The sequence below is a fragment of the Pseudomonas sp. W2-17 genome (genome assembly GCF_041060445.1).
Lineage (GTDB): Bacteria > Pseudomonadota > Gammaproteobacteria > Pseudomonadales > Pseudomonadaceae > Aquipseudomonas.
Genome location: NZ_JAUFNS010000012.1, coordinates 1 through 12,950 on the forward strand (window position 1 = coordinate 1; position 12,950 = coordinate 12,950).

Consider the following 12,950-nt stretch of genomic DNA (forward strand, 5'->3'; position numbering starts at 1 on the left):
TCAGTTGTTAAAGAGCGGGTGGTTAAGATCTTTCGTCTCAACCGAGGCGCGCATTCTACAGCGTCTCTTGTTTCTGTCAAGCGGTTATTTTAAGAAGTTTTCAAAGTTTCCTCATCAACTTCAACCACTTGCGCTTCGTTCGACTTGACGTCTCACATCAGCGGGAGGCGAATTCTACAGCGTTACAACCTGCTGTCAACTGCCTTTTTCACCGCTGTCGATTCAAACATCTGAACCGAAGCATTCCTCGCTGCTTACTTCGTCCAACTCGTTGATTATCAAGGAGTTTTCCGTTTCGTCTGCGCCGGAAGTGGGGCGAATTATAGACAGATCCAGAGGGGCGTCAAGCACTTATTTCAACAGGCTGAATAATCACTGTTATTTGGCACCTTTGCTGCTTAACAGGCCTCTATCCATAGGTTCTTATAGGAGCGCGCGCTTCTTTAACCGCGCTCTATAGGGATTCAGGCAACACCCGCTCGCACAGCCATCGGCGTGATACACGATGTCACTGGCATTTGTCTCACTATTGAGCGATGTTTAGCCGGCGCGCCTTGACATGGTGCCGCCCCTCCACATGGACGTGACCGTTGGTGGCAGCATGCGAATTCTGGATAGTCACTGACCGCAACGTGTTGGTCAGGTAAGGATATGAATGAAGTACTTTTTAATGGCACTGGCAGCATTGGCGGTCGCTGGATGCGCAGCGACGTCTAAACCGGTCATGGGTAAACGTGGTATCCACATCAATTGCTCGGGCCTGTCGTCCTCGTGGGAGCAGTGCTATGAGATGGCGACCAACTCCTGTGTGTCCAAGCAATTTAGGGTGATCGCCAAATCCGGGGACGGCGCCGAAGACACGGGGGGCTATCCGCTCGGTCTGAATCCGGCCGGCTATACCAGCCGCAGCATGATCATCATCTGCAAGAGGCCGACTAACCCCTAGTCGGCTACCGACAGCGCATCCACCTGCTGACACAGCAGGTCGTGGCTGGCGTCCACCACGCGTTGCTGGAGCTCGGGCGTCGCCATCATTCGCGCGACCGTCAGAGCACCAACGCACTGAGCAATGGCTGCCCACGCCAGATCTTCGTCCCCAAGCACTTCAGCCCACGCCTTTTGTAATTCGCACAAGCAGTGCTCGGCGCGCAGGCGAGCCGGTCCTTCTGCGCGGGCAATTTCGGCGCCCAATGCAGGAATGACACATCCACCTGCAGGATTCTGTACATGCGCCAGTGTCAGGTAATGCCGCAGGCACTGCTTGATTCGGTCCCTGGTCAGCGACTCATCGACACCGAGTAACGCCAGGCTGCGGGTCAACTCGCGCTCAACCACCGCCTGAAACAAAGCATCCTTCGAAGAGAAGTGACTATAAAAAGCCCCTCCGGTGAGCCCAACGGCTTTCATCAGACTGTCCACTCCCATGGGCGCGAAGCCTTTCTCCTTCACCAGAGCGGCGCTGCTGTCGAGCATGGCGCGCCGGGTTTGCTCTTTATGGTCGACCGAGTAGCGCATTGTTTCCCTCTTTACTTGAGTGAGTGCCTTGACGCCCTCACGACCCTAGCATAACGTCCGTTAAGTAAACGATCGTTTAATAAAGGTATCGTGATGACCCTTACATCGAATAACAAGAAGGTCGTTCTGGTTGTGGGTGCGGGCGACGCAACAGGAGGCGCGATTGCCAAACGCTTCGCCCGGGAGGGTTACGTGGCGTGTGTCACTCGCAGGAGCGCCGACAAACTTCAGCCTCTAGTGGACTCGATTCGGCAGAGCGGCGGCGAAGCCCACGGGTTCGCCTCGGACGCGCGCAAGGAAGATGACGTGGTGGCGCTGATTGAGCGGATCGAAAATGAGATCGGCCCTATCGAAGCGTTCGTTTTCAATATCGGCGCCAACGTGCCGTGCAGCATTCTCGAAGAGACCGCGCGCAAGTACTTCAAGATTTGGGAGATGGCGTGCTTCTCCGGATTTCTGAATGCCAGGGAAGTTGCCCTTCGTATGGCCAAACGCAAACGCGGCACCCTTCTGTTTACCGGGGCGACTGCAGGGGTACGCGGCGCTGCCAATTTCGCGGCCTTCGCCGGCGCCAAGCACGGGCTACGAGCACTGGCGCAAAGCATGGCCCGTGAACTGGGGCCGATGAACATCCACGTGGCTCATGTGGTGGTGGATGGCGCGATTGACACTGACTTCATCCGCACGCAGTTTCCCGAACGCTACGCGCTGAAGGATGAGGACGGCATTCTCGACCCTGAACACATTGCAGAAAATTACTGGTATCTGCACAGCCAGCCCCGGGACGCATGGACGTTCGAGCTGGACCTGCGCCCCTGGAACGAACGCTGGTAAGCCCCGGCATCAGAGAATCACATGGGCGCACCTCCGCATCCATATAAGAAGAAGGAATGCAACGATGAGCCAAAGCGTGGAGTTTTACTTCGATGTGGGTAGCCCGACCAGTTACCTGGCCTACACCCAGTTGCGGAAGATCTGCGACCAGACGTCAGCGACCCTGATCTATCGGCCCATCTTGCTGGGCGCAGTGTTCAAGGCGACAGGCAATGCATCGCCCAACGACGTGCCTGCCAAAGCGCGTTACTCCATCAAGGATCTGGCACGCTTCGCCAAGCGCTATCAGGTTCCCCTCACCTTCAACCCCCACTTCCCGATCAACACGCTGGGCCTGATGCGCGCGTTGACTGCTGCGCAAATTCTTCAGCCACAACGGTTCATTGAATTGCTGGAAATCACTTTCAGGGCGATGTGGGTAGAAGCGCTGGACTTGAACGACCCTGGGGTGTTGTCAGCAGCCCTCACAAGGTTTGGCTTTGATCCGGCAGAAATCCTTGGCTGGGTCAGCAACCCCAGCGTCAAGGACCAGCTGAAAAGCAACACCGAAGCGGCGGTTGCACGAGGCGTGTTTGGCGCCCCGAGCATGTTCGTCGACGACGAGCTCTATTTCGGTCAGGACCGACTCGATTTTGTCCGGGAAGCGCTCACCGAGTAACCGCCTGTAATACCACCGCCCAACAGGACGGTGGCGTTCAGGGTCAAACCGCCGCTGTCCGGCCTTCCAGCCAAGCCAACGCGACGCCCTCCACGAGTGGACTGAGGCGCTGCCTGACCTGGGCGTGGTATTCGTTCAGCCATTCACGCTCGTCTTGGGTCAGCAGACCGATTTCCAGGCAGCGCGTGTCTATCGGACACAGCGTGAGGGTCTCGAACTTCAGAAACTCGCCGAACTCGGTCTTGCCCGCCGCCTGATTGATCACCAGGTTTTCAATGCGCACGCCCCACTGCCCCGGCCGATACGTCCCCGGCTCGATCGACGTGATCATCCCCGGCTGCATCGCGGTTTGCGGCGTGGCGGCGGCTTGATACGCAATCACCTGCGGGCCTTCGTGCACGTTCAGGAAATAGCCGACGCCGTGACCGGTGCCGTGGCCGTAGTTGACGCCCTCGGCCCAGATCGGTGCGCGAGCGATGGAGTCGAGCAGTGGCGAAAGAATGCCGCGCGGAAAGTGCGCACGGGACAACGCGATGACGCCCTTCAGAACGCGCGTGCAGTCACGTTTCTGTTCAGCGGTCGGCGTGCCGATGGGCACCATGCGGGTGATATCGGTCGTGCCGCCCAGGTATTGACCGCCGGAGTCGATCAGCAGCAAGCCATCGCCTTCGATTTGCGCGTGCTCTTCTTCGGTGGCGCGGTAATGAGGCATCGCCCCGTTACCATTGAAGCCGGCAATGGTGGCGAAACTCTGGGACACGTAGCCCGGCCGACGGGCCCGCGCCGCGCTGAGTTTCTCGTCGATGGTCAGCTCGCTGACGGGATTTTTGCCCAGCGCTGAATCCAGCCAGGCAAAGAACTCGCACAGCGCCGCGCCATCCTGCTCCATCGCCTGGCGGATGTGCTGGGTATCAGCAGCGCTTTTCTGCGATTTGAACAGGGTCGTCGGGTTCAAGCCTTCGACCAGCGTCACTTCGCTGTCGAGATAGTCCAGCAGGCCACAGGTGACCCGCGCCGGATCCACCAGCAACCGCGCGTCCTTGGGCACGTTGCGCAGCGCAGTGCCGATGCGGGTGTATTCATGCAGGGTGATGCCGTCTTGCTCCAGGGTGCTACGCAGTCCGGCGTCGACTTTCTCGGATGCGACAAACAGGTTGATGCTGTTCGGGCCGATCAGGGCGAAGGAGATGAACACCGGGTTGTAGGAGACGTCGGCGCCACGCAGGTTAAACAGCCAGGCGATGTCGTCCAGGGTCGCGAGAAAATGCCAATCCGCGTCGCGCTCGGCCATCACCGTGCGCAATCGAGTGAGTTTGTCGGTACGGCTTTCGGTGGCGTGGGGCGCGGCGTGCTCATAGATTGCCTGGGTCGGCAACGCAGGGCGGTCGTTCCACAACTCCGTCAGAGGGTCGAGGTCGGTGCGAAGGCGCGCGCCTTTTTCGTACAGATTGGCAGCCAGCGTGCGCGACGACGCCACGGCCAACACCGCGCCATCCACCGCGACGACGGAATCCGCCTTGGCCTGCTCGGCGAGCCATTCAAGTGGGCCGGTCTGGCCGGGCTGCACCTTGACCAGCTCGATGCCGCTGCCTGCCAGCTCCTTGCTCGCCTGCTCCCAGTAACGGCTGTCTGCCCAGAGGCCGGCGAAGTCCTGGGTGATGATCAAGGTGCCGACGGAACCGTGGAAGCCGGACAGCCACTGCCGCCCTTGCCAGTAACCCGGCAGATATTCAGAGAGATGAGGGTCGGCCGACGGCACCAGCCAGGCGTCGATGCGCTCACGGCTCATCAGGGCGCGCGCCTGCGCGAGGCGTTGCATCGCCACTCCAGTGGTTTTCGACTGCGTATTCATTGAATCTCCTGGTGACCCGAATTGTTTGCATCGCAGACCCGGATAATGGAGCAGCGATCAAGGCTGAGCAACCGCAGCGCCGCATCCACCCTTGACCGCAGTAATGACGCACCGGGGCCACTGCATGGCGCACTGATGAAGTCTTCGGTCATATCAACCACCTCACGCGAGTCGATGTATATATAACCGAACACAGTTCTATCTATAAAACTGCAACACTGCTGTGATCGCTTAATTACAAACTTACCTCTCACTTGATTAGTTACCCTCCGCCCAAGTACGCGCGTATGACGGGATTCAATAATCGAGCGCCATAAAACCGTTACCCCCCGTCCGCGCCCAAGTTCTGACGTTGGAAAAACGTCTTCCCAGTTATTTTCGACAGCCAAATGGGCGGTCTCCGGCTGTGCCTAAAAAGCGTCGCGCACCACGACAGGGCAATGATGTTTTATTGACTCCCTTTAAAATCAATCACTTAGGTGTGCCAACGATCCGCTTATCAAAAAATTAACAGAATGATGGCGAAATAATTTGACAGAAACTCTGCCTCCGCCGATATATAGGCACGTCCAATGTTTTCCTGTTTTTGCAGTGCGGCCCTAGAGCCGTGCGCCGAGAGCATTCCGACTTAATTACCCTGACACTGCCCAAAAAGTTGACGATTCAAACGGTGTGAAATCAGCGCCGGTGGGCAGTTTTTGGTTCAAAGAAAGGTTTTTTCGAATTACTGAATGTGCTCGGTGGGGCGGTAGCTTTGCCCAACGCTTTTGTCAGCCAGTGCTGAATGAAGTCACCGTTTGAATGCACGCCTAATTAGTACAACGGCAGGATCTGCAGATTCGGGCGGTAGCGTGCCTGAAGCGCAATTCACCCCGCTGCCCTGCACTCCTCACTCTCTACGAGGGCCTGATGCAATGCCTTTATCTTTCGACATGGATGAGCAGCTGGTTCAGCGACTGGCTGACGAAATCGATACCCACGGCTTTGCAAAACTGAACGCGGCCGTGCCTGACACGGACCTGCAGCAGTTGCGGGCCTGGACTGACGAACAGGCGCAGAAACACCAGGGCGAATATTTTGCCTACCACGGTGAAGCGGCACTGAGCGAAAGCCTGCTGGCGAGTTACTGGTCCGACCCGCGTTTCAAGACTCTGCTCGGTCGCCTCTATAAGCATGCGGCCCGCCGCGACGCTGCCAGTGACCGCATTTTCCCGGTGCTGCGTTGCGTGCAGGGCAATCAGGGCAAGCGCGAATCCAACAGTTTCCACTACGACGCCAGCCTGGTGACCGCGCTGATCCCGGTGTTCATCCCCAGCGAAGGCGAAGGACGCGGCGATCTGATGCTGTTTCCGAACATCCGCCGGGTGCGCTCATGGGTGTTGTTCAACGTGATCGAGAAGGCCCTGCTGCAGAACAAGATCACCCGCGGCTGGATCATCAAAGGCATGCAGCGCGACTGGCTCAAGCCGTATGTCCTGCGCCTGGAGCCGGGCAGCGTTTATTTCTTCTGGGGCTATCGCAGCCTGCACGCCAATCAGGCCTGCCGACCGGACGTGAAGCGCGCCACCGCCCTCTTCCACTTCGGCGACCCCCATGCAGGCAGCCTGGCCACCCGGTTGATCCTGAAAATCAATCAGGGCCGTGCGCGACGGATGAGTGGCAAGGCAGGCAGCCCGCCGCCGGCATCCACCCCCAATTGATTTCGCTCGAACCTGGCGTTGGCGGTCTGGCCTCAGACCGGCGCAACCGCGTCACTGCCCAGAAAGCATTTTTTAAAAGCTTTGCATCTGAAATGGAGAATTCGATGATCAACGTCACCAAGACTTACCTGGGCGATATCGACAAGTTCAAGGGCTACGTCGAGGGCATTTATGCGCGCGGCTGGCTCACCAACCACGGGCCGCTGGTGTGCGAGCTCGAACAACGGTTGAAAGACTACCTGGGCGTCAAGCACGTCATTCTCACCAACAACGGCACCCTCGCCCTGCAAGTCGCCTATCGCGCGCTGGGTTTGAGCGGCAGCGCAGTGACTACGCCGTTCAGCTTCGTGGCCACCAGTAGTTCATTGCAGTGGGAAGGCATTCGCCCGATCTTCGCTGACATCGACGCGCAGACCTGGAACATCTCGCCCGACCACATCGAGAGCCGCATCGTCTCCGACACCACCGCCATCGTCGGCACCCATGTGTTCGGCAACCCGTGCGCCGTTGAGCGCATCGAAGAAATCGCCCGTCGCCGCAATCTGAAAGTCGTGTACGACGGCGCCCATGCCTTCGCCGTGCGGCACGCCGGCCAGTCGGTGCTCAACTGGGGCGACATCAGCACACTGAGTTTTCACGCCACCAAGCTGTTTCACACCATCGAAGGTGGCGCGATTATCACCAACGATGACGAAACAGCGCGCCGGGTTCACCTGCTGTGCAACTTCGGCATCGTTGACGTCGACAAGATCGACGGCATCGGCATCAACGCCAAGCTCAACGAATTCTCCGCCGCGATGGGCCTGTGCATTCTCGACGACATCGAGAACATTCTTCAGGAACGCGCTGAAATCGCTGACCGCTACACTACCCGTCTGGGCGATTACGTCGACCTGCAGCGGCCGGAAAGCAACAGCGAACTCAACCACAGCTATTACCCGATCGCCCTGCGCGACGAACAACAACTTCTGCGTTTGCGTTCGGCACTGAACACCAACGGGATCAACCCGCGCCGCTACTTCTATCCGTCGCTGGACACCCTTGAATACCTGCAGCCGCAAGCGGCACAAACCGCCTCGCGTTCATTGAGCGAGCGCGTGCTGTGCCTGCCGATTTACCCGGGCCTGCTGCGCGACGATCAGGACCGCGTCATTCAGACGGTGATCGCCGAAACCAGCACCGCTCACTCGCCGTACCGTGTGCCGTCCCTCGCGCAGGTCATGTAACGCCATCGCGCCATTTACCCCGTTTCGCCGGAAGGACTTTCGATGCCAACCAAGCGCTCAGTCATACGCAACACTGCGTTGAGCTATGCAGGCCAGGCCTACACGCTGCTTGTGGGGATCCTGATCATGCCGTTCTACCTCGGCCACATGGGCGCCGAGGCATATGGGCTGATCGGGTTCTTCTCGGTGCTGCAAGCCTGGCTGCAATTGCTGGACGCAGGGTTGTCGCCGAGTCTGGTCAGGGCGGTGGCGCATCGACAAGGCAGCGATGGACTGGACCGCTACACCGGTCGCCTGCTGCGTTCGTTCGAGATCATCTTCCTGCCACTGGCGGGTTTCTGCTGCGTAGCGATGTATGCCGGCAGCGAATGGATTGCCGTTCACTGGCTCAATGCCCAGGAGCTGTCGACGCAGACCGTGGTGCAGTGCATCGCGCTGATGGGCATCGTCATCGCCCTGCGCTTGTTTTCGACGCTCTATAAAAGCGGGATTCAAGGCCTTGAGCAGCATGCATGGCTGAACATCGCCAACGTGATCATCGCCACGCTGCGCTACTTCGGCGGGCTGCTGCTGGTGAGCACGATCTCCAACGACCCGGTGCATTTCTTCGAATTCCAGGCGCTGGTGGGCTTGATCGAAGCCTTGATCTTCGCCGCCCGTGCCTATCAGCAGATGCCGAGGCCGTCGCCGCTGACCGGTTTCGACTGGGATCTGGTCAAGCCGATCATCCCGTTCGCGGCCAGCATGTCCGGCACCGCGGTGCTGTGGATCGTGCTGACCCAGATCGACAAGGTGCTGCTCTCCGAACTGCTGCCGCTTAATGAATACGGTTATTTCTCGCTGGTGGCACTGATCACCACCGGGATCATGATGCTCTCCAACCCGCTGGCGCAGACGCTACTGCCGCGCCTCACGGTGTTGATGGCCGAAGGGCGCCGGGATGACATGCATCAGCTGTACCTGGCGGCCAACCGGTTTGTGTGCACGTTCCTGTTTCCCCTCGCGGCGCTGATCGCGCTGCACGCCGACGAGATGGTGTTTGCCTGGTCGGGCGACCGCGCTGCCGCCGACTGGAGCCGGACGATCCTGCCGTGGTACTCGCTGGGCAGCGCCATCATGGCGGTCAGCACGTTCCAGTTTTACCTGCAATACGCCTACGGGCGGATGCACCTGCATGTGTGGTACAGCGTGGTTTCGACGCTGATCACGGTGCCGGTGATGTTTCTGGCAATTCGCGGGTATGGCGCTTACGGCGCGGCGATCGCCTGGTTCGTGTTGCGCGTCGTGTCCTTCGCCATCTGGCCGGTCATCGTGCACCAGCGCCTGGCACCGGGCATTCACGGCCAATGGCTGCGCGACATCATCCGCATCAGCGTGATGACCGGCGTCGGTCTGGCGATCACCGAGCCCTTGCTGCGCCTGATCGCCAATGACAACCGCATCAGCGTCTTCCTGGGTCTGGCCGTCTGCGGCCTGCTCACGCTGCTGATTGTGGCCGCCAGCTACAAGCCGCTGGTGATGAAGATTTCCGTTCTGTTCAGCAAACCCAGTGTTTAACTCCGAGTACCCAAGCCATGGATGCTATTAGCAATAAGACGAGCTCTTCGCCGTCCGCCGCGCCCTTGGTCAGCATCGTCTGTCCAGCCTACAACCAGGAAGCCTACATCGCGCAGACGCTGGAAGGCTTTCTGATGCAGCAAACCACGTTCGCCTTCGAAATCCTGGTGAACGACGATGCCTCCACAGACGGCACCGCCCGCATCATTGCCGATTACGTCAAGCGCTTCCCGACGCTGATCCGCCCCTTCTATCACGAAACAAATCAGTACTCGCAGAACAACCCGCCGGTGCCGCATCTGTTCGGCGAAGCCCGGGGCCGCTACATCGCCTACTGCGAAGGCGATGATTACTGGACTGACCCTCGCAAGCTGCAGATCCAGGTGGATTTTCTGGAGAACAACCCGGATTACGTGCTGACCTACCACGACGCGATCCCCTTCGACATCAGCGGCCAATACCCGATCCAGCTGCAAGGCAAGCTGCGCGGAGATGCCACGGCGCTGGAGCTGCAAATGGCGCGGCCGGTGTCGACGCTGACCACGGTGTTCCGCAACGTCTTCGATTCGTTGCCGCCCGAGCTGCGCGCCGCGCCGCTCAACGATCTGGTCTGGTGGTCACTGCTCGGAGCCTATGGCAAGGGCAAATTCATGGGTGAGCTCAAGCCGGCCATGTACCGGTTGCACCCCGGCGGTGTGTTTTCGATGCGCTCCAACAAACGCAAATTGCACATGGCGCTGCAGACCTCGGGCGCCCTGGCCAACTACTACAACCGCCTCGGTAATCAGGAACTCTATGAGCATTTCCTGATGGAGCTGGTCGAGTACTCGCTGTCGGCGATCACCCCGAAGCGCAAGATGCAGACGCTCCTGGCGGTCGGGCAGAACTTCAGCTCCAACATCAGCAAGAGACTGATGACGACCCTCAGCAAAGGTCATGTTCAATAACGTACTGGTGGTCTGCGTCGGCAATATCTGTCGCAGCCCCATGGCCGAAGCCCTGTTCCGACAGCGCGTGCCGAACGCGCGCATCCAGATCTCGTCGGCCGGCACCCACGCCATGCTCAGTTCCACTATGGACCCGCTGGCCCAGGCCGTGCTGCAGGTCAACGGCGTCCTCGCCCACAAACATCGGAGCCGTCAGATCGATCGGCAGATGCTCCACGAAGCAGAGCTGATTCTGGTCATGGAGCATCGTCAGACCCAGAGCGTCCTCAAGCTGGCCCCCGAGGTACGCGGCAAGACGTTTCTGATTGGCAAATGGCAACAAGCGCTGGAAATCGCCGATCCCTATCGGCGCCCGAAACTAGCCTTTGAACAGACCTACGAGCAGCTTTCGCGTTGTGTCGACGACTGGCTTCCTTATCTTCAGTCAGGAGATCCAAGATAAATGACCGCTATGAACCGTACTTCTCTGGACGAGGTCCAGGACTCCCGGATCGATTTGGCGACTATCTTGCGCACACTTTTCGATCACAAAGGATTGATTGCGTCGATTGTCGGCATCTGCGTCCTGCTCGGCGCCACCTACGCCATTCTGGCCACGCCGATCTTCCAGGCCAACGCGATGATTCAGATCGAGCCGCGCAAAGTCGGCATCGAGGGCCGCACCGAAGTCTCCAGCAAGCCGCTGTCGGTTTCCCAGGCGACCACCGAAATCGAGCTGATCAAATCCCGCGCAGTGCTGGGCAAGGTCGTCGATGACCTGAAGCTCTACATCGTGCAGAAGCCCAAATACATCCCGGGGCTGGGCAGCTACATGGCGCGTCGGTTCAAGCCGGAGCGTGAAGGCGCGCTGGCCGATCCGATGTTCGGCCTGAACAGCTACGCCTGGGGCGGCGAGAAAATCGACATTTTCCAGCTGGAGGTGCCGGACGCATTGCTGGGCGAAAAGATGACCATGGTGGCGGGCAAGCCTGGCACCTTCACCCTGTATGACGAAGACCGCAACAAGCTGCTCAGCGGCCCGGTCGGTCAGACCATCGAAGGCAGCGGCATCACCCTTCAGGTGGCTGCGCTCAATGCCCGTCCGGGCACCGAGTTCACCGTGGTGCGTCAACGCACCCTGACCGCCGCGCTGGATTATCAGGACCGTCTTAAAATCATGGAAGCGGGCAAGGATTCCGGGATCGTCTACCTGTCGATTCAGGACCCGGACCCGGCACTGGCCAAGCGCATCCTCAACGAAGTCAGCCGCCTGTACGTGCGCCAGAACGTCGAGCGCAGTTCGGCTGAAGCCGCCCAGCGCCTGGAATTCCTGCGTTCGCAATTGCCTGCCGTGCGCAAGCAGCTGGAACAGTCGGAAATCGCGCTGAACAATTTCCAGATGGGCGCCAAGTCGGTTGACCTGAGCGTGGAGACCAAATCGGTTCTGGATCAGGTGGTCAAGCTGGAAGGCACCCTGTCGGACCTGAAAATGAAGCGCGTCGACGTCGAGCGTCTGTACACGCCGGAGCATCCGACCTACCGCGCCCTGATGACGCAGATCGGCCAGGTTGAATCCCAGAAAGCCGCGCTGCTGAAGAAGATCGAAGCCCTGCCGGCCACGCAACAAGAGTTGCTGCGTCTGAACCGTGACATGCAGGTCACCTCGCAGACCTACACCCTGTTGCTGGACAAGAGCCAGGAGCAGGACATTCTGCGCGCCGGCAGCATCGGCAACGTCCGCATCATCGACAACGCCGACGCCAACGTCGAAGAGCCGGTCAAGCCGATGCGCAAAATCATCGTACTGGTCGCTGCCCTGATCGGCCTGCTGCTGGCCGTTGCCACTGTGTTCGTGCGCCAGGCGTTCTATCGCGGCGTGGACAACCCGGAAGTCATCGAAAACCTCGGCATGCCGGTGTACGCGTCGCTGCCGTATTCGCGACTGCAGGAGCGCATGGAAAAGGCCGCCCAGAGCCGTTCGGCGAGCAAGGAGCCACGCCTGCTGAGCGTTAGCGCGCCGACGGAACTGGCGATCGAATCATTGCGCAGCCTGCGCACCAGCCTGCACTTCGCCATGCTCGAAGCCCGCAACAACGTGCTGATGATTTCCAGCCCGACGCCGGGCGTGGGCAAGTCGTTCGTCTCCAGCAACCTGGCGGTGATCATTGCCCAGACCGGCAAACGCGTGCTGCTGATCGACGCCGACATGCGCAAAGGCTACCTGCACAAGATGTTCAACCTGACACCCAAGCACGGTTTGTCGGACACCCTCGCTGCGCGTCTGGGCAGCAAGGAAGTCATCAACCACACCGAAGTGCGCAACCTGGATTTCATCTCCTGCGGTTACGCGGCGCCGAACCCGTCCGAGCTGTTGATGCACGACAACTTCAACAAAATGATCAGCGAGCTGTCGCCGCTGTATGACCTGGTGATCATCGACACCCCGCCGATTCTGGCCGTGACCGATGCCACGCTGGTCGGCCGCCAGTCCGGCACCTGCCTGCTGGTGACCCGCTTCGGCCTGAGCACCGCCAAGGAAATCGAAGCGTGCAAACGCCGCCTGATGCACAACGGCATTCTGATCAAGGGTGCGATCTTCAACGGTGTCCTGCGCAAGGCGTCGACCGCCGACTACGACTGCGCCGCGTACGGTTACGACTACACCACGGTCCGCAAGTAAAT

The 12,950-nt window shown here is 59.5% G+C and carries 11 protein-coding genes; 9 read left to right on the forward strand and 2 right to left on the reverse strand.

Annotated elements, in window-relative coordinates:
- Positions 1–655 precede the first annotated feature (655 nt).
- Positions 656–946 carry a hypothetical protein gene (locus tag QWI20_RS16075; RefSeq protein WP_369306294.1) on the forward strand — a complete coding sequence of 97 codons (291 nt, stop codon included), beginning with the start codon at positions 656–658 and terminating at the stop codon, positions 944–946.
- Here the strand turns inward: QWI20_RS16075 and QWI20_RS16080 are convergent.
- The gene (locus QWI20_RS16080) at positions 943–1,515 is read right to left on the reverse strand and encodes a TetR/AcrR family transcriptional regulator (RefSeq protein ID WP_369306295.1); all 573 of its coding nucleotides are present in this window, start codon (positions 1,513–1,515) and stop codon (positions 943–945) included. The two genes, QWI20_RS16075 and QWI20_RS16080, sit on opposite strands and share 4 nt — an antisense overlap.
- A gap of 93 nt (positions 1,516–1,608) precedes the next feature.
- On the opposite strand from QWI20_RS16080, the gene QWI20_RS16085 reads away from it, so the two are divergent.
- Together QWI20_RS16085 and QWI20_RS16090 are read left to right on the forward strand one after the other, a co-directional pair.
- Positions 1,609–2,349, forward strand: coding sequence for an SDR family oxidoreductase (locus QWI20_RS16085; protein WP_369306296.1), 741 nt, complete (start codon positions 1,609–1,611; stop codon positions 2,347–2,349).
- A gap of 64 nt (positions 2,350–2,413) precedes the next feature.
- On the forward strand, positions 2,414–3,007 hold the full coding sequence (locus QWI20_RS16090; RefSeq protein WP_369306297.1) for a 2-hydroxychromene-2-carboxylate isomerase: 594 nt from the start codon (positions 2,414–2,416) through the stop codon (positions 3,005–3,007).
- A 43-nt stretch (positions 3,008–3,050) separates the two neighbouring features.
- On the opposite strand, the gene QWI20_RS16095 is transcribed toward QWI20_RS16090, so the two are convergent.
- The gene (locus QWI20_RS16095; protein ID WP_369306298.1) at positions 3,051–4,859 is read right to left on the reverse strand and encodes an aminopeptidase P family protein; all 1,809 of its coding nucleotides are present in this window, start codon (positions 4,857–4,859) and stop codon (positions 3,051–3,053) included.
- A gap of 914 nt (positions 4,860–5,773) precedes the next feature.
- Here QWI20_RS16095 and QWI20_RS16100 point away from each other — a divergent pair.
- The 6 genes from QWI20_RS16100 to QWI20_RS16125 all read left to right on the forward strand — a co-directional run bounded on the left by QWI20_RS16100 (position 5,774) and on the right by QWI20_RS16125 (position 12,948).
- Positions 5,774–6,559, forward strand: a complete 786-nt coding sequence (locus QWI20_RS16100) for a hypothetical protein (protein WP_369306299.1) — start codon at positions 5,774–5,776, stop codon at positions 6,557–6,559.
- 104 nt (positions 6,560–6,663) lie between these two features.
- Positions 6,664–7,785, forward strand: a complete 1,122-nt coding sequence (locus QWI20_RS16105) for a DegT/DnrJ/EryC1/StrS family aminotransferase (protein ID WP_369306300.1) — start codon at positions 6,664–6,666, stop codon at positions 7,783–7,785.
- Positions 7,786–7,827: 42 nt separating this feature from the next.
- Positions 7,828–9,342 carry a lipopolysaccharide biosynthesis protein gene (locus QWI20_RS16110; protein WP_369306301.1) on the forward strand — a complete coding sequence of 505 codons (1,515 nt, stop codon included), beginning with the start codon at positions 7,828–7,830 and terminating at the stop codon, positions 9,340–9,342.
- Positions 9,343–9,359: 17 nt separating this feature from the next.
- The gene (locus tag QWI20_RS16115) at positions 9,360–10,289 is read left to right on the forward strand and encodes a glycosyltransferase family 2 protein (RefSeq protein WP_369306302.1); all 930 of its coding nucleotides are present in this window, start codon (positions 9,360–9,362) and stop codon (positions 10,287–10,289) included.
- Positions 10,279–10,731 carry a low molecular weight protein-tyrosine-phosphatase gene (locus QWI20_RS16120; RefSeq protein WP_369306303.1) on the forward strand — a complete coding sequence of 151 codons (453 nt, stop codon included), beginning with the start codon at positions 10,279–10,281 and terminating at the stop codon, positions 10,729–10,731. Before QWI20_RS16115 ends, QWI20_RS16120 begins: the two co-directional genes overlap by 11 nt.
- Entirely contained in the window at positions 10,732–12,948 is a 2,217-nt protein-coding gene (locus tag QWI20_RS16125; protein ID WP_369306304.1) for a polysaccharide biosynthesis tyrosine autokinase, read from the forward strand. It abuts the gene before it with no gap.
- The last annotated feature ends 2 nt before the right edge of the window (positions 12,949–12,950 follow it).